The organism is Tamlana sp. I1 (assembly GCF_015355625.1).
GTDB lineage: Bacteria > Bacteroidota > Bacteroidia > Flavobacteriales > Flavobacteriaceae > Pseudotamlana.
Genome location: NZ_JACLAF010000002.1, coordinates 190,503 through 208,898, shown reverse-complemented (window position 1 = coordinate 208,898; position 18,396 = coordinate 190,503). Strand labels below are relative to the sequence as shown.

Genomic DNA, 18,396 nt, shown 5'->3' with positions numbered 1-18,396 from the left:
TGCAATTTTTTGCCTTTTATCAAATAACGCATCATTCAGCTAAATCTAAAGCTTTATTCCAGAGGCTTTGGCCTTTGTTTTTAATTTCGTTTCCTGTTTTTTCTAAGCTTTCAGTGCTAGAGAAATTTTCTAGGTGTTCTATAAAAACTTTTAGGTTGTCAATTGTTTTAAAAATCTCTTCTGTATGAGAAACATTCTGTGCTTCAACCACTTTTTTCCAATCTATTTCCGATAACAAGGAGAACATGTATTTTGTAGCTATTTTGCTTAAAAAGTACTTGTCGTAAAAGTGATTGTGTGCTTTTTCAGGCGTTCTATTTTGCAAATAGATGATGGATTCGTTTATACTTTCTTTGTCGCCAGAAGAAAGTAAATGACTTGTTTTTAGTTTGGTTAAAGCGGTAATTGCTTTTTCGCCTTCTTCGTTTTTTACATATAAATAGGTTTCAATAGCCCATACAATTTCATTGTTAAGTCCAATTGCGTTTACGTCTTTTAAAAACATTTCAAAATCATCTAGGGCGCGTTTTTCATCAATTGTTCTTTCCATCATTAACCTGTCAAATCCCCTGAATAAATGATTTAAAGCATGAAAACCTATATGAGTTTGCTCATTGTTTAAATTCCCCCATTGAAACATGGTTCTTGTAAAAGGTAAGTCGACCCCTTTATTATTGTTTAACCAATCTATGTTTCTTGAAATTTCATCTTCAGATAGATAATAAAGTTCTTTTTCAAAAAATAAAAACCCTCTAAAATATTGTAATAGTGTTTTTGTTTCAGAGTCTTGAAGTAAATCTGGATGTGTTTTAGAGCATTCATAAAGCGCTACTTCTTTGCCTAAATTTTTACTTAAAATTACAATGGCGCTTAAAATAGCATGCTCAATATTTTGAACACGCATTTTTTCATTTCCTGTTAGATATGCGCTTTGCTTGCTAATAGAATCTGCATAATTTGTATTGAAAGCATCTATTAAAGTTGGAAAAATATCTTCATCGGTTTTCATGATAAAATCCTCCATGTTTTTGTAATCCCGATAAATCGAAATATAGTCGAGCATGGAGAGGCTCTCTGGATTATGAATATCATATTTTACAGCCTTATTAAAAATTCTATCTAAGTCCGCTTTATAGGATTGAAATTCTGGAGATATGCTGTCTTTTTCTGCTGAAGCTCTAATGAGTATTTTTCCAAATTTGTATGCAGATACTTTATATGAATCGAGGTTTGCTACTAATGCTTTTTTGTCGTTTTCGAGTAGTTCTTTGTCTGTTTTGTTCGCATTCGAACATCCAATAATTAAGCCTGTTAACAGGACTAAAACTATCTTTTTCATATTTAGTTTGGGACTATTAATGGTGTGGGGGTTACTTTGATTTGTGATTAATTAGCGGATTTAATAAATACAAACCGAATAGAAACCCTGTGAAGGTTTGTAGAAACAAGCGTAAATCAGTAATAAATTATGAGTGATACTTGTTTTTCGTATGCTAAATGTCCATTGATAATTTCAGACTTCCACCTAATCCATCTCGGATTATTCTCATCAAAGTTGAAAGTCGAATATCACTTGCATTATTTTCAATCCTAGAAATGTAATTTTTAGTAGTGCCAACTTTTTCGGCAAGTTGTTGTTGTGTTAATTGTTGCTTCTTTCTAGCTTCTTGAATTAAAATTCCAATTTTAAATGTTTCAAATTCTTCTTGGAATTTATCACGAGATTCAGTTCCCATTTTCCCGTACTGCTCATCTAAATGGTCATCAAATGATGTAATTCTTTTATCTGTTTTCATAATATTCCTTTTTTAATCGTTCAGCTTTTTTAATTTCTTTCATGGGTGTTTTTTGTGTCTTCTTTTGAAATCCGCTCAACAGAATTACTAAATTCCCCTTGTCGAAAAAGCAGAAAATCCGAAATATACCATTTCCTGCTGAAATTCGAACTTCCCATAAGCCATCAGTATTCGTAAGGTTCTTTAAAAATTTCTCAGGAACAATTCGAGTATCTCTCAAAAGTAAAAGCGTCCAATCTATTTTCTTACGAACAAGGAGTGACTGTTTAAAATAGAAATCTTTAAAGTAGTTTTCGTAAAACCCTATTTCTCTTTTAAATTCGCTCAATTTATTAATAGTTAAATCCAAAACAAAGTTACCTAAAAAGGCAACATGCTCCAAGTTTAGAGCTGTTTTTTTATCTGTAAACGGAATCCTATGTGCTACGGGAGAGGTGTTTGGCTATGGTTTAATAAGCCAAAACTGAATTGAAAATCATAGAAGATTTTCGTAAGTAGGCTATAACTAATAAGTGCTTTTGCTATTGTAGTACAAAGTATTTTATTCAAAGGTTATTTCTTGAGTTTGTTTTACTAATTCAGCCCCTGATTCCAGTGAGATTATAACCGTAAATAGAGACCTGTCTGGAATATTGTCATATTCTGACATGTCCACTTGAAATCCATCCAGCCAATCTTCCCGAATTTCAAATAATTCACTTATGGTCAATTGTTCTCCATTATAATTATAAGTTGTAAAATTATCTGTAACATCAGTAATCTCTTGGGTTTCTATATTTACTACATTTATTTTTATTGAAGCGATAGGGTCTAAAGTAATATACTCATCCATAGGACAATCACAATCACTCATTGCATATGCCGATGTAAATCCAAATGAGCTTATATTCCATATTGGTTTTGAATATGAAATTTGATTTAATTCAAATTGTACATAAATTGTTAGTCCGAAAGCATTTTTATAAGCAGAATTTAATACTTCTGTATTTTGAAATCCAGAAGTGTCCCAAGCCTTTAAATCCAAATCATTGTACGTTTTTTCAAATGTATTTATTGGGTCGCAATCACAAGAACAACAAGAAGTTGCAATAGACTGTATAAAGTAAATTAGAAAAATTATTATTACTTTTTTATTCATTTCATTCAATATTTTGCGTAGTTTATTTTACAAATACCTTTTCAGTTCTATTTACAATTCAAATAAAAAAGGCATTATGTTGTAATTTCCCTGCAAATATAATTATAAAAATTCCTACAAAAAAAGAAAATCCCAATAGGGTGCATATCGGGATTTAACTTGTGTTTACGCGATTAAAAAATGGTTTTAATCAAGATGTAGGTTCATCGTTATAACAATTCGATTTTTTTATCAAAAATTTTGTGTCTATACTTTATACCGACTTGATGTGTGTATTAATCTTTAATTTCTTTAAAAGGACTAGGTTTCATTGCGGGAGACGGGAATATGGGGTTTATAGGAGATATCACCTCTTTTATTCGTTTTGTTTTTTTATCCATGCGGTACTTTTTGTTAGTGTATTCTCCTAAATTAAAGCTGCCTGAATGTGTAATGTCAAAAAAATCATGGTCTTCAATAATTTCTATTGGGTAATCAATTTTATCAGCTCCTTCAAGGAAATCTGCTAATTTGCTTTCAATTAATTTGGTTGTCTTATTATCTTCTTCAGTAGGGGAATAAAAATGTGCAGGGTTTTTAGCTACCGTTTTTTTAACAAGATTAATCTTTAAATCGTAATCTAGCTTAGCTGTATTTTTATGTCTTAATGGGATGAATTTAACTAACCGAGTTAACGTCGCTTCCACTTCATTTTTATTTGTTTTATATCCGATGTTATAATCGTCAAGCTTAATATTTGGGCTGAATTGATTTTCATTCAAAATAGCCAAAGTCATATTTTCGAGAGGCTTATTGTTTTCAGATTGAGCTTCAAATAAACCATTCATTCTTTTATAGTTTTCCTGTAACGATAGGTCTTCGCGATTATTAACCTGTAGCGTGAAAGCATCATTAGTCCATACAATTTCATTGGTGTTTTTACTTATAAAATAGTTTTTTGTAGCACTTTCATAAATGCTTGTCACAAAAAAATAATTATTGTTTTCTGATACCGTATGTTCTATGTTAGCACTGTGTTCTAAAGGCAGTACGTTCTGTAGGGTTTTAATCGTTTTTTTGTCGGAAGAAGTTGTTTTATAAAAAGCAATTTCAGAAGTATTAAAAGGGCTTATTTCTTTTATTATAATATTAACAGCAAGATCGAAAACGGTTTCTTCATTACCCTTATTAAACCTAACAAAGCGTCTGTATTTTACGATAAGATCTTTGTAATTACCTAAAATCATGATATCGTAATCGTTAGGATCTAATTTTAAATCGGGTTGTTTTTCTTTTAAAATAGAAGTGGCCATTTTAATAATTTCATCATGGTTCGATGTGTTTTTTGCTTTTAAAACGGCATATAAATTTTCTTGATAATAATGTTTAGTTGTCATCTGGCTTAGGTAGTAAAAGGGATTACGTCCTTTAAAATAAAGCCTGTCTCCTGTTTTTTTATTTACAAGGGTTTTGCTTATGTAAGGGTGTTTTTGGTTTGTTATTGCGTTTTTGTCAATCTCATATAAATTATCAAAACACGATATTAAGTGATACGCTGCATTTTCTGTAAAGGTATATTCAACATCTGGCTGATTGTTTTTTGGTAACAATCCTTTTTCCTTTAATGCGGCAATAGTCTTATTTGCTTCTTTAGAAGGCGTGTAAAAGGGCAGATCTGGATCGTTAAAAGGCGTAATTTCTTTTGAGATTAAATCGATAGATATGTTATAATTAGTAGCATCTGTTTCATTGGTAGCATAACGTATTGCTCTTATAAAAATCACTTTTATGCTGCCATAATTATTATTCCAAACTCGAATATCAAAATCGTTGGTATTTAAAATACGTTCTGGGTATTTTTCTTTTAATAGGGCTGTAGCTATTTCAATTAACTCGGTTTTACTTTTTGCTTGAAGTGCTTCATTAGTATATTCCATAGTGTTTTGGGCATTAAGTAATAGCGTGTTCAAGAGTAAAAGTAGGAGTAGAAGGGACTTTATCCGAATCATTTTATAAACCATATTAATGTTTTTTACTATGCATGGACTCTTTAATATCCTTTAGCAGGTGTTCTTTCCGATGGTGCAAATAATGCCCTCACCATTTTGAGTCTTCATTATTTTATTCACTTTGTAATTCAATAGATAAAGAGCCTTGTGGCCATGTGTTATTCATGATTTCTTCAACATGGTCTAATAGCCTCAAAGAAATAATTCTTTCTAAAATATGATTAAAAGTTTTTCTGCATTTTTTGTTAAAAGCCATTCTATATAATGAGTTTTTAAATAATCTAAGTCTTTTAGAACAAATTCTAGCACTTGATTCCACTTATTTTGGTTTGAGGCGATAAGTGATCTATCAAGAAGTTTTTTAATGGTTATTGATATTTAGTATTGTAACGATGTAGCTTGTATTCATGACGGGGCAAAATTGTTTCTGTATCTGGTAAAGAAACGATGTGCTCTCGGAATATCAAATAGCAAAAACACACAACGCCTTTTAACTGACTTCCCTTTGTTATCCTCTACAAATATCGTGTGTTTAATGCGCTTTTTTCACCCCGAATACCGTGAAAATAGCATCATGAATAAAACCTCCCTGCTTGCATACAACTTGCTTAAATTGATTTATAATATATACCATAAAAAAAGCTCTCAAAATCAAGACATTGGTTTTGAGAGCTTAATGTTGTAGCAACCAAACTTAATGAAGAAAGCTGATGTATTTACCGCTTTTATTTGTTTTGTCTACCAAGTTGTTCAACTTTAGCAACCCATTTTTCTCTTAAACTAGCTTTTGAGTTTTTTACAACACCAAAATAAGAGGTTTGCACCCGTTTAATCCCACAAAAATTTAAAGTTGATTTTTTTAATTGATTGACACTTGGTCGGCCATAAACGAACCAATAATACCAGTTTGGCTGATCGAGTGTGGTAATTATACGCGCTGTTTTTCCTTTTAATAACTTATCCCAGAATATCGAATTTTCTCTGTATTGAAAAGCAAAACCAGGAAGAAAAACCCTATCGATAAAACCTTTCATAATTGCTGGTAATCCGCCCCACCAAACAGGATGAATCCATACCAAATGATCGGCCCATTTAATCTTCTCCCAAGCCTCTAACAAATCGGGTTCCAACTCTGTTCTTTTTCGGAAACCAAACTCTAGGTTTGGATTAAACTTCAAGTCGGAAATTCTAATTTCTTGCACTTCCGAATGGCTTTCTAATGCTCCTTTTTTATAAGCTGCAGCAAAACCAAAGTTCAAACTTTCTTTATCTGGATGTCCGTTTATAATTACTATTTTTTTAGCCATTTTTTGTCTTTTAATTGTGAAAGACAAAACTAGAAGAGGCTGTTTTGATTAGGTAGGACAAATGTCTAATAAAGAAATTTCTTTACGAATTCGGCTTAAATGCCTTTGTGTAACTCCTAAATAGGAGGCTAAATATTGTAAGGGGATATGCTGGATGTACTGCGGTTGATTTTTTATTAATTCAGTATATCGTTTTTTAGCATTACTGCCTTGTAGCGAAAATATTCTTTTCTCTAATTCAATGTACTGTTGTTCTGCAATGATTTTTTGAAAAAGTAACCAATTCTGACTGTTATCTGTTATTTTTTCAATCTTGGATTTCGGAACAACTAATAATTCTGTTTCGGTAATCGCTTGTATATTTTCTCGTGTAGGTTGGTTGGTTAGAAAAGAAGAATACGCCGTCATAAAGTTATTCGGAAACGTAATGCAGTAGGTCATGTCGTCGTCTTTATCGGAGGTGTAATAAGACCTTAAAATGCCTGAAATAACAAAAGTTACCGACTTACAGGTTTCTCCTTCTTTAATGTAGTACTCATTTTTATTCAAATGCTTGCTTGTCGAGGCATTGATAAAATCGTCAATGTCACTATCGTGGAGAACATCAAATGATTTTAAGAGATTTTTAATGGGTTCCATCTTTTTTGACTTTAAACGGGATTCTTCTTGTCTTTTTTTATCTTAAACTTTCAATGAGTTGAGATTGTTCTCTAACCAATTGTGATCGTTTGTTACCAACAGGTTCATTTTCTAACGCTGTTTCAATTTCGATGAATTTATGAGTGAAATCATTAAATGTCTTGGTGATTGTAAAGTCTTTCAACCATATCGTAAAATCTTGAAGTTCTTCTTGATCTTTAGAATATTCTAAGTTTTCTGCAATGTTTGAATATTCCCAATTGGTCTTTTCAGAATGATCTAAATGAATTAATTCATTGCCTAAAAACACGTCAATTATAAATCGATTGCAGCAAAAAGTTTCTAAAGCCTTTTTTTCAGCGTCTTCAATTTTTTTTCTTTTGAAAAGGGTTATGGTCCACTCAAATAGAAATATGGGAAAGCCAGCATCTTCGGGGAAGTTTTTATTAAACCAATTAAAATAGCGTAAAGCGCCTGTATAATCGTTAATTTTTAAATATAACGCTGGTGGTAAATATCTAAGACCTCGACCGTCATGATAGTAGCCACCCCAATGCTTTTTGTCTGCAGCGAGCTCCTTTTTGATTTTCTTGATTTTATTTTGAATCCTTTCTGCTTGTTTTGGGGTCATTGTTTAATCTTTCTTAATTGTGTCTGTTTGTTTTAGTACGATTTGTAGTGTGATTAAGTTGTTAATTTAGCAATAAATAAAACAGAATATAAAACCTGATCGGATTTTGGTGATTAGGCGAGGGGGTAGCTATTAATTATGGACGGTATTTTGTGTTATTATTTTTTGAATAAATTCTCCTTTTCGTTAAGAATTTGAATTCCAATTTTCTCGAATGTACTATTGTTTTTCAGTTTTCCTATAGAAAGAAATAGGTTAGCAATTGGAATGAAATTTTGTAAAACCATATTTGAAATATGAGGGACAAAAAACAATTCTAATGAATCCGTTAATCTTACATAAGGATCATTTTTATAATTTTCAAGCTTGTTCTTAAATATTGTTGAAACTGCAATTTGGGCATCTTTACCAATGGTAATAATTTTATTTGGATTAATAGCTTTAATTTCTTTTTCTAGAATTTCATAATGAAATCCTTTTTCTTTCTTTAATTTTTTTCTTTCTAGGCTATTGATGGTATAAAGTTTATATACATCGGTTATATAAACCCTATTATTTTCAAGAAGTGGTTCAGTAAATTTCCAATATTTATTTTTCGAGGTCTCCCTTCCTCCTTTGTTTGCTAACCCAAAAGGAGAGCCTATGATGAGTCTGTTGTCTTTATGGCTTCTTTGTGGGTCTCTCCCGATTATCATTACTTTTGATTTGTTAGTATTCCAATCAAACCAAATAGGAAAATCTATTCCTAACCCAAAGCAATTTTTATAAGGTTTTAGATAATCACACAATAAATCTGAATCTAAAGTTTTGCCCCAATTATCATCATTTTTAGACATTTTCATGCCTTCATAGATTTTATCAATTTCTATGAAATCTTGATTTATAATTTCTGTTAAAATAGGAATAATTTTTTCTTTAAGATTGCTTTCTAAGAGAGTATGAATCATTATCTTTTCTTGTTTCTATGTGTTTTTGTACGAAAAGTATCGGGTTTTCACGCATTAACTTTTCGGCTAAACAGAGGCTTTTTTATATTTTATTGCTTTCGTTTTAGCTATTAAACCGCTATTATTTTTATGCATTGTTGGTTGCAGTATTTTAACGTAAATGCAATTCAATCTTCTCTTCATCATCCCAAAATTGATTTTCTAAATTCTGTTCTCCGTTAACACAATCTGTTAATACAGACATCAGTTCTTCTTTGTTGTTTTCTAGCTTATCTTTCCAATTGTGGTAGTAAATATGCTTGATTGTAAATAGAACAAATCTTAAAGGGGACAATATTTTGTCAATAGGAATTCTAATATTGCTTAAATGACCAATATGTATGTGAGAAACAGAGTGTAGTATTGGTTTGTAGTTTTTAAAATCCGAATCATATCTAATGGTAGAATAATTTGAAGATAAGTCTTGTTCATTTAAAAATTGATTGTATTCCATCTCAAATAAATTACCTATACTTTCAATAGATTCTTCAATTTCTTCAAGGTCAATTTCATTTGCTAAATATTCCTCATATGTCAGGTGTTCAAAAGGATTTTGGAAAAATGAATACCTAATTTCTAAAATACCTTCTTTGATAGAAAATTGAAATTGAAAATATGACTCATCATCAAGTAAGAAGTCAAAATCGTAATTTTCTAAACCAGTCTTGTAAGCTTCAAAATATTTATTGCCTAATGAAGCCTTTTTAAATTCGTCTGTTACTCCGTCGTTTTTTAAATTTTTAATTCCTCTCATCTTGAAAAGATTAAAGGATTTAAGAGTTTTTTCTATTTTTGAAAATGAAATATTAAAGTTGGCTTCTGTCATTTTTTATCAAAAAATTTTATTTTTAATTGCTCAACAATCTCATCTTTTGATAAATCAGTTTCTTTAACTAAATCGTCTGCTAGTCGTTCTATTTTATTTAGTAGTTTTTGTTTTTTGTTAATTCCTTGTCTTACTGTCCTAACATCTCTTTCACTAGGTTGATTGAAGATTAATTTGTAATCATTATTTCTCAGCGCAGTAATTTCATTGATGCAATAATCAATAGAATCTCCTACTCCAGTTAAAGTAACCCAACCTAAACTTCTGGTAAGGGCAGTGAATATTTTATTTCGTTCAGTTATATCATCTTTTTCTTGAAAAACTGAATCAATTCCAGCAATATATACTTTACCAGCCTCATTTCCTTTTGCATTATAGATTGTACTCAAAGTAACGTGGTCTTGTACTTTAAAAAATTTATTACTACTTGAAACCTTTAATAAGTTGAAGCAACTAACCCCTTTAAGGTCTAATTTTTTTTCTATGTAATCGAAATATTTTTTTACGTTTATGTTATCCATACAAACAACGCTAATGTCTTCAGGCTTTAATTCTTGAGTGAGGTCTTTTAAGATTGATTCGACAATGAAATCCAACTCTTTTTTAAACTCATCAAATTTTAAAATTTCAATAATCTCATCATCACTTAGCATCTCATTTTTTATAGATGCGCTATTATGTATTGGCCTCTCAATTTCCATTTGAGATTTATCAGTAGAATCCCCTTTATTAACTTTGAATCCTAGGCTTTCCCAATGGTCATTACTTTCTAATCGTTGAATAATTTTAGGATTATTCTTTCTGTTTTTATTGTAAATACCGAGACCTAGAGCAAATGCGGTTATCAAAATTTTTCTTGGATTACGATAACATATATGTAAAATCAAATCTTGTAATTTGTCCTCACTTCTTGAAAAGTCGATAAAATATTTTCCTTCTACATTTTTTCCAAAAGTTTCTTTCTCATCTTGTATTTCAATGTCTAAAATATTCTGAAAATCGTCATAAGCCCATACAACCCTGTCTTTGTAAGTTATTTGTCTGCAAATTCTATAAAAACTATTTGGAAAATCTTGTGCTTCATCGATTAAACAGTAATCAAATTGCTTCTTTAAACTATTTTTATTTAGCTCTTCACAAACATATTTAAATGGCTGTTCTTTACTATTTGCTCTAGCTTTAGAAAGGTTTATAGGCGATATTCCATTATTTTTACTAGCATTATAATAAACACCCTCTAAATATTTTCCTCCCCAAGCGTGCATAATATTAATTTTATTCCAATTTGGGTCTCTATCTGCAAATTGTCTGTAAAATCTTGTTATTAAGTTTTTGACTACGTCATTTAAACTTTTAGTGTAATAAGTATATAGAACATTAGCTTCAGGGTTTTGCAAATGAATTAAAGCAGCTTTCATCGAAAGAATAACTGTTTTTCCAGAACCGGCTAGTCCTCTAATTCTTTGAGGACCATCTAAGATGAATAAAGCTGCTCTTTTTTGCTCTAAATCAAAATTGTAAATTTCATTTTCAATTGCTGATAATATAGCACCTTTAGAATTTTTAAAGTCGAGCTTGTCTTTTAGTTTTCTATTCTTAGGTTTAGGTATTCCTTTTGAACCTTCTATTGTTGCTTTTAAATCTCTATATTCGGATTCGGATAGTTCATTGTTTTCAGCTGAATCTATTATTAATTTTTTAATATCATTAAATGTAGTGCAGATTTCAAATTCAGATTCAATTTGATGATTATTTGGAATATTGTTCAAAAATAAAATTGATGTTATATCAATTTTGAGTGTCTTTCTTCTTCTATCCTCTATAAGAATTGGTGATTCTTTAAGAAGTTTTGCAAAGATTAATCTATCAATGTCATCTAATGAACTCTCTTCAGATTCAATTGAATTTAATTCTTGATTTGAACATTCAATAGTTTGAAATATAAATAATCCGTAATTTCTTGACACGAAAATTACATTTGCAGAAATTGTATCATCCGAATCTAAATTAGGATAAATAGGAAAATTATGATAGATAGCTGAATTTTCAAATTGTAGTTCTTCATCTATTTGATACAAATAAGTCAAAAGAGTCCTTGCTGAAGAATCTTTCTTTACTAAGTTTTCGTTTATGTTTTTTTCTATCATAAGGTTCTTTCAATCTTGCAACCAACATATATTACAAACACTCCTTTCTCTCATACCCCTAAAAACAAGCCAGATTAAAAAAAAGTATTCTATTATAATTTCCTCGTAAATATAATTATAAAGAATCCTACAAAAAAACAAAATCCCAATAGGTGTGCCTATCGGGATTTAACTTGTATTTGTGTTATTTAAAAAAAAACTTATTTCTTCATCACACGCACATTCATTTCTTCAACTTTTTTATCAGATAGAATAGAAGGCGCTCCGAATAATAAATCTTCGCTAGTTCCTGTTTTTGGGAAAGCCATCACCTCTCTAATGGATGCTTTTTTCTCTAAAATCATCATTAAACGGTCTACACCCCAAGCGATGCCGCCGTGTGGTGGTGCACCGTAATGGAAGGCTTTGTACATGGTGCCAACGCTTTTTAGCATCTCTTCTTTATTGTAGCCCATGTTCTTGTATGTGGCTTCAAGAATTTCAGGTTTGTGGGCACGCACAGAACCACCACCAATTTCGTAACCGTTTAAGATTAAGTCGTATTGTTGGGCGATAATACTGCCTATTTCTTCCTCTTTGCCATTCATGTGCTTGTCTAAATCGTAAATCGCAGGCATCGAGAATGGGTTGTGGGTAAAGGTCCAACGGCCTTCGTCGGTTTTCTCAAACATTGGGAAGTCAATTACCCAAGCAGGTCTTAATTCCTTAGGATTGATTAAACGTAACATGCTTCCTAGTTCTTGACGAACGGCATCTAAGGCTTTGTTTGCTGTAGCATAATCGGCAGCAGAGAAGAATACAATGTCTCCAACCTGTGCTCCGGTTGTTTTTATAATGCCTGCAGCAATCTCTTCACCTAAGAATTTAATGATTGGCGATTGTAAATCGTTTTCATTTACAATAATATAGGCCAAACCACCTAAACCATGCTGTTGGGCAATACCCGTTAATTTTTCAATTTGCCCTTTAGATAAACGTTTGTTGCCTTGTTCTTCGGCAGACACTTTAATACATTTTACAATACCGCCTTCTTCAATAGGTTTGCTAAAGACTTGGAATGTAGTATCTTTTACAATCTCGGTGATGTCTTGTAATTTCAATCCGAAACGTAAATCTGGACGGTCGCAACCGTAGTAATCCATGGCTTCTTGGTAGGTAAGCACTTCAAACGGATGTAAAATCCATTTTTTACCATATATTTTTTCAACAATCGCATTAAACATATTGGTGTTTAAATCTATGATTTGTTGCATGCTGGCATAGGCCATTTCAATATCCAATTGCGTGAATTCTGGCTGGCGGTCGCCACGAGAATCTTCATCTCTAAAACAACGTGCTATTTGAAAATACTTTTCGTAACCCGAAACCATCAACATTTGCTTGAATTGTTGTGGTGCTTGCGGTAGCGTGTAAAACGAACCAGCTTGCTTACGCGTTGGTACGATAAATTCACGCGCCCCTTCATCGGTTCCGGCACTTAAAATAGGCGTTTCAATTTCTAAGAAATCTTGATCGTCTAAAATATCGCGCATCATTTTAATCACCTTATGGCGATTTACAATAACACGACGCACATCGTCATTTCTATGGTCTAAATATTTATACTGAAAACGAACATTTTCATTCGTTTTAGTCGCTCTTTTTATTTCGAAAGGCAGCGTTTTAGAAAGGTTTAATATCTCTAAATCGTTCGCCTCTAATTCGATTTTTCCGGTGCGTAAAGCTGCGTTATAATCGTCCTCTTTACGTTGAAGAATGGTTCCTGAAACGGTAATGACCGACTCTGGTTTAAGTTTTACCAATTCATCTAAATTCGGGAAAGACTCACGACTTAAGCGAACTTGAAAAATTTGTGTGCTAGAATCGCGTAAATCGATAAAAATTAACTCCCCATGATCGCGAACGCTAGATACCCATCCAGAAAGTGTTACTTTTTCTGAAATGCTTTCTTCTGAAATATCAGAAATTAAGTGCGTTCTGTAGGTGTCCTTAATTACGATTGGAATTTGTGGGAGAACTTCTTCCTCTTTTTTTGTTGTTGGTTGCTGGTTATTGGTTGCTGGTTGTTGGTTGCCCGTTTGAGAGGCACTTTCAACTTTTAACTCTTCACTTTTAACTTGCTTCAAAATCCCTTCACGAATCACTTTTCCTGAAGCGCCTTTTCCTATAATCGCAATGACTTTTCCAACAAGAATACCTGCTTTACCTTGGTTCCCCGATTTAATATCGTTAGCAATGGCTTCATTTTCTGAAATGACTTTTGCAATCGCTTCCTCTATTTGAGATTCGGAAATGGTATTTTCTTCAAAATATTTATTGTAATCAAACTTTCGGTCTTTTAAGTAGGCGGTAATCGCATTCTGAACTAAAACAGAAGTGATTTTTTCGTCTTTAAAAAGCTGAAAGATTTCAATTAAATGTTCAATGCGGTGAATATCTGCATACTCATCGGCGCCAATATTATTCACTAGTGTTTTAGCTACAAACGACGGATCTTTAATCACGTTGTTAATAGCCACAAAAGTTTCCGAACGTAGGGAATCGGCTGTAAAAAACTTAGCGTCCTGCGGTAAAACGCCACCTTTAATTAAGATGGATTCTACGGCATAAGGTAAAGTACTTACATCGACATCAATCGATTCAACCACTTCTTTAATGCTTACAAAAGGTAAGTCTGGTTCCGAAATAAAACGGTAATCGGCTTCAAATTCCTTTTTACGCATGGTTTTGGTTTGCTTCAATTCGGCATCCCATAAAACCGTGGTTTGATCTGGTCTAAATTCTTTGTGTTCGATGTAGTAATTCAGTTGTTTTTCAACTTCTTCTTTTAAAGCATCGACCATAAACTTAAACGAGTTCAAGTTTTTAATTTCGGTACGCGGATTTAACTCGTAAGTATGTTTTTTACGAAGTGATACCGAAACATCCGATTTAAATTCCCCTTTTTCAAGGTTGGCTTCAGATATTTTTAAATTCTGAACAATACGCTGAATGTACTGCGCGTAGGTTGAAGCATCTTCGATATGACGAATACACGGTTCGGTTACAATTTCAATTAAAGGCACGCCAGCTTTGTTAAAATCGACTAACGAGATTTTCTTCTCGTGCATCAATTTCGCGGCATCTTCTTCAATGTGTACCTGAGTTAAATTCACTGTAAACTGCGAGCCATCATTACGGTAACAAGACACTTGTCCGTCAGGAATCACAGGGTTGTGAAACTGTGTAATTTGTATGTTTTTCGGGTTGTCTGGGTATTCGTAGTGTTTTCTATCCCAAGAAATAACTTCGTTAGAAAAAGTCGATTTTACCGCTTTTCCAAAGTAAATCGCTTTTGTAACGGCTTCTTTGTTAATGGCAGGTAAAACGCCCATTTGTCCCGTACATACCGAACATATATTTTGATTAGGTTGTTCTATTTCGCTATTGGCGCAAGAACAAAATAATTTGGTTTTGGTATTTAATCGAACGTGTGTTTCCAGACCGATTACTAACTCTAATTCGTGCTTTTTCAGCAAGTCGTTTAATTGTTCCAGTTCCATTATATCGTGTCTTTTAAGAAGTTAGCAAACTTCAAAACGAGTTCGTCATTATTTTTTGCAGCTGTAATTTGTAAGCCTGTTGAGGTGCCTTGTGGTACGGTTAACGTAGGTAATTGCCCTAAGCTAAAACCAACGGTATAAGCATCAGATAAGTACATGGCTAAAGGGTCTTTTAAGCTATCACCAATTTTAGGCGGAGTACTAGGTGTAACCGGAGAAAGGATGATGTCCACTTCATTAAAATCCTTTTCAAAATTTTCTGAAATTTGATCACGAAGGTTTAGACCTTTTAAATAAATTTCATCTGAAAATCCTTGAGATAGTACTTGGTTTCCACCCACGATTCGGCGTTTTGTCTCTTCAGAAAAATTCTCAGAACGGGTTACCGCGTAGGTTTCTTTTAAGTTTTCAGCTTCGATGCGATTGCCGTAATTAGTACCGTCTAAACGCGAAAGGTTAGAAGCGGTTTCAGCCATGGCTAAAGTATAGTAAGTGGATACTAAAGTGTTTGATTCAAAGAAATCTAAAGCTTTTACTTCAATACCTTTGGCTTTTATTTTCTCGATAGCTGCTAAAAAATCAGCTTTTATTTCAGAATCAATCGCGTCGCTTTCAATAAAATTTTTGAAGTACCCGACAGTTTTAATGGCTTCGGAAGATTTTATCGCCTCTGGAGTGATTTCCGCGGAAGCGTAAGTCGTTTGGTCCTTAACATCTTTTCCACTCATCACATTTAAAACAATGCGAATGTCTTCAATCGATTTTGCGATAGGCCCAACACAGTCGGTCGATGAGGCATACGCCATGAGTCCGTAACGCGAAATACGTCCGTAAGTCGGTTTTAAACCATACACGTTGTTGTAACCTGCTGGCTGACGAATAGAACCTCCAGTATCGCCACCAATTGAAAAAACAGTATAGTCTTTAGCAACGTTTACGGCCGATCCTCCACTAGAACCACCACCCACTAAATCGGGGTTTATAGCGTTTTTAACGGCACCAAAAATGGTGTTTTCGCTAGAGGAACCGTGACCAAAACTATCGCAGTTTTCTTTAACCAACGGAATGGCGCCAGCATCCAATAATTTTTGAATGGCTGTTGCCGTATAAGCCGATTTATAATTTTTAAGCAATTCGGAACTCGCTGTGGTAAGCGTGCCCTGAACCATGTAAACGTCTTTGATACCAAAAGGAATCCCTTCAAGCAAACCAATGGTTTCGCCGTTGGCTATTTTGGCATCTACTTTTGCTGCTAGCTCTAAAGCTTTTTCGTCTAGTAAAGCGTTTACAGTATGGTTGGTGTTTTGTTTTAAGGCGTCTAGTTTACTTTGCACAAGCGCTGTACAAGTAATATCTTGATTCACCAATTGTTGGTGAATTTTGTGTATTTGAGAGTCCATAACTATTCTTCTATGACTTTAGAAACGACTAAATAACCGTTTTTTTCTTTAGGAAAGTTTTCAATAATGATTTGTTTTTCTAGCTCTGAACTAGCAACCACAACATCATCTCTCAAATCATTTAAAGACACGCTGTTATTATGATTATTATTAAAAGAATTATTATTTGTAAGATTAGCGTTTTTAATAACCTCAAATAACTTGTTCACAGTCTCGGAAGGCTGTGCTCCTTTAATACTCGACAAAACGTCGACTGTCATAATTTTACTCATGTCTTTTTAATCTATTTTAAAGTGAAACTTTTAAGCGCGTAAAACTACAAAACATTTTAGGTAGTTTTTAGTTTCCTTAGACTAAAGTTGGAATATTGTTAGGATTATCAAAAAATAGGAGCAAAGTGTTTAAATCATTGAAATATTAATAAAAATGACGCATTAAATATGATTTTTTTTCTTTTGCTGAAAGTTAAAAAAAGTAATTATAATTGGGTGTGAAATGAAAATTCTAAAATGAGGTTGTTTAAAAAGCAAGTAAAAGTTAATTTGTTAGGTTGCCCTTGTAGAAACTGATATTGATTAGCAGTGAGTTAGAAATATCTTGACAAGTCCATGATGACATCAAACTTACTTTTTAGACAGCCTGGATTATTAGGGTTGAAATTAATCGGTTTTTACGCTTATTTTAAGGCAATTTGGTACTGTAAAACCGCCATGCCTTTGTAGTCTATGTTGGTTAAAGAAACCGCATCAAAAATGGGGCGGTATTGGTAACCTAAGCTTATTTTATTGCTATGCGTGCCGTTAATTAAAAAGTTTGTGGTGAAGTCGTAAACCGTCATCTTGTCGTTTAAAGCATCCCAATTGGCATGCTGAATAGCGATATTGGGTTGTATAACCACCTTATGATCTAGTAATTTAGTTTCTTTAAAGGCATAACCAAATTGCATGTACCACGTGCTACCTGTTCCTAGCATAGGAAACGCAACGCCGGCACCATTAAAATCGCCGTTTTCTACACCATTTGTGGGGTTGTTAGCGCCCAAGTTTCTAATGTAATCTTTACCGTAATTAAAGTTGTAAAACCCTAAATATGCTGTAATGGCTTGCTGATTTGTTAGTGGTAAATTTAAAAAAGAATCGACCGCCCAATGTTTCATGTCGTAAAATGTGGTTGTGGGGTCTTGGGCATCGCCATCACTAAATGCTTTTGCTTGATACTGAAATCCAGCTCCAACATTAAACACTTTTTTGTTAGCCAAATAAGTACCTGTTTGGTAAGCTGTTTTATTCGATTCGTTTTCAAAAAATTGATATTTTAAGTACGACGATGTTTTCCAACGGGGTTTGTTGTTCGCAAAATCTACTTTTCCGTTTGGCGCTTCTGAAATGGCTCTGGGTTGGTTAAGCGAAACACGATAATCGAAACGACCGGCTTGGCCTTTTATCCAGGTTCCAAATTGCCGACCTAAATCGTCGTCTTTTTCTACGGTATTCAAAGGGAATAAGGGGGAGTCGAGTCCCATTAACGAATTGCTAGAGCGTATATTCCAACGGCTTAAACCCTGCCATCCCGATTTTCCGAAGCCTACTTCTGCATATTTTGAAAAAGCATATTCTACATAAAAATCTAATACATCAATTAGGGATTCTGCTTTTTTAAGGTTGTAATTATTATCGCCAAACATGGCGGAAACATAAATTTTGGGTGTGATTTGTGCTGAAATAGGTATTCGAATACGGCGTATAGAAATGTCTGTAAAATGCGATGTTGGCTCGCTATTTACTAAAGATCCCTTGTTTAAATCGGAGTAACGTAACCAAATTTGAGCGCGGGCATTCCAGTTTAGGGTAGGCTTGAATTTTGCTTCTTTTTCCTGCCCTATTAATGAAAACGGAGCTAATAAAAAAGCAATTAATAAAACTGTAAAAAAACCTGTGTCTTTCATTCTCAAAAGATGACGCGCAAATGCTTACTACAAAATTATACCAATCCTTCA

Annotated in this window: 15 protein-coding genes; all 15 read right to left on the bottom strand. The window is 33.1% G+C overall.

Annotation, left to right across the window (positions count from 1 at the left end):
• Window positions 1-31 precede the first annotated feature (31 nt).
• Entirely contained in the window at window positions 32-1,339 is a 1,308-nt protein-coding gene (locus H6X70_RS02290; RefSeq protein ID WP_194766061.1) for a short-chain dehydrogenase, read from the bottom strand.
• Between the two features lie 154 nt (window positions 1,340-1,493).
• Window positions 1,494-1,796: a helix-turn-helix domain-containing protein gene (locus H6X70_RS02285; RefSeq protein WP_194766060.1), complete on the bottom strand. Its 303-nt coding sequence runs from the start codon at window positions 1,794-1,796 to the stop codon at window positions 1,494-1,496.
• Entirely contained in the window at window positions 1,783-2,145 is a 363-nt protein-coding gene (locus H6X70_RS02280; protein WP_228530236.1) for a type II toxin-antitoxin system RelE/ParE family toxin, read from the bottom strand. Before H6X70_RS02280 ends, H6X70_RS02285 begins: the two co-directional genes overlap by 14 nt.
• Before the next feature lie 192 nt (window positions 2,146-2,337).
• On the bottom strand, window positions 2,338-2,934 hold the full coding sequence (locus tag H6X70_RS02275) for a hypothetical protein (RefSeq protein WP_194766059.1): 597 nt from the start codon (window positions 2,932-2,934) through the stop codon (window positions 2,338-2,340).
• A 275-nt stretch (window positions 2,935-3,209) separates the two neighbouring features.
• The gene (locus H6X70_RS02270) at window positions 3,210-4,850 is read right to left on the bottom strand and encodes a hypothetical protein (protein ID WP_194766058.1); all 1,641 of its coding nucleotides are present in this window, start codon (window positions 4,848-4,850) and stop codon (window positions 3,210-3,212) included.
• 797 nt (window positions 4,851-5,647) lie between these two features.
• The gene (locus H6X70_RS02265) at window positions 5,648-6,229 is read right to left on the bottom strand and encodes an NAD(P)H-dependent oxidoreductase (protein ID WP_194766057.1); all 582 of its coding nucleotides are present in this window, start codon (window positions 6,227-6,229) and stop codon (window positions 5,648-5,650) included.
• 48 nt (window positions 6,230-6,277) lie between these two features.
• Complete coding sequence (locus tag H6X70_RS02260; RefSeq protein WP_194766056.1) at window positions 6,278-6,868, bottom strand: Crp/Fnr family transcriptional regulator; 591 nt, start codon at window positions 6,866-6,868, stop codon at window positions 6,278-6,280.
• A 37-nt stretch (window positions 6,869-6,905) separates the two neighbouring features.
• Window positions 6,906-7,499 carry a hypothetical protein gene (locus tag H6X70_RS02255; RefSeq protein WP_194766055.1) on the bottom strand — a complete coding sequence of 198 codons (594 nt, stop codon included), beginning with the start codon at window positions 7,497-7,499 and terminating at the stop codon, window positions 6,906-6,908.
• Window positions 7,500-7,657: 158 nt separating this feature from the next.
• Window positions 7,658-8,341, bottom strand: coding sequence for a uracil-DNA glycosylase family protein (locus tag H6X70_RS02250; protein ID WP_194766054.1), 684 nt, complete (start codon window positions 8,339-8,341; stop codon window positions 7,658-7,660).
• 256 nt (window positions 8,342-8,597) lie between these two features.
• Window positions 8,598-9,311, bottom strand: coding sequence for a DUF2290 domain-containing protein (locus H6X70_RS02245; RefSeq protein ID WP_194766053.1), 714 nt, complete (start codon window positions 9,309-9,311; stop codon window positions 8,598-8,600).
• Window positions 9,308-11,458, bottom strand: coding sequence for a DEAD/DEAH box helicase (locus tag H6X70_RS02240; protein WP_194766052.1), 2,151 nt, complete (start codon window positions 11,456-11,458; stop codon window positions 9,308-9,310). Before H6X70_RS02240 ends, H6X70_RS02245 begins: the two co-directional genes overlap by 4 nt.
• A 200-nt stretch (window positions 11,459-11,658) precedes the next feature.
• Complete coding sequence (gene gatB/aspS, locus H6X70_RS02235; RefSeq protein ID WP_194766051.1) at window positions 11,659-15,000, bottom strand: bifunctional amidotransferase subunit GatB/aspartate--tRNA ligase AspS; 3,342 nt, start codon at window positions 14,998-15,000, stop codon at window positions 11,659-11,661.
• Window positions 15,000-16,400 (bottom strand): amidase family protein, encoded by a 1,401-nt coding sequence (locus H6X70_RS02230; protein ID WP_194766050.1) that lies wholly within the window; start codon window positions 16,398-16,400, stop codon window positions 15,000-15,002. Before H6X70_RS02230 ends, gatB/aspS begins: the two co-directional genes overlap by 1 nt.
• 2 nt (window positions 16,401-16,402) lie before the next feature.
• Window positions 16,403-16,672, bottom strand: coding sequence for a hypothetical protein (locus H6X70_RS02225; RefSeq protein WP_194766049.1), 270 nt, complete (start codon window positions 16,670-16,672; stop codon window positions 16,403-16,405).
• A 404-nt stretch (window positions 16,673-17,076) separates the two neighbouring features.
• Entirely contained in the window at window positions 17,077-18,345 is a 1,269-nt protein-coding gene (locus H6X70_RS02220) for a porin (RefSeq protein WP_194766048.1), read from the bottom strand.
• Between the last annotated feature and the right edge of the window lie 51 nt (window positions 18,346-18,396).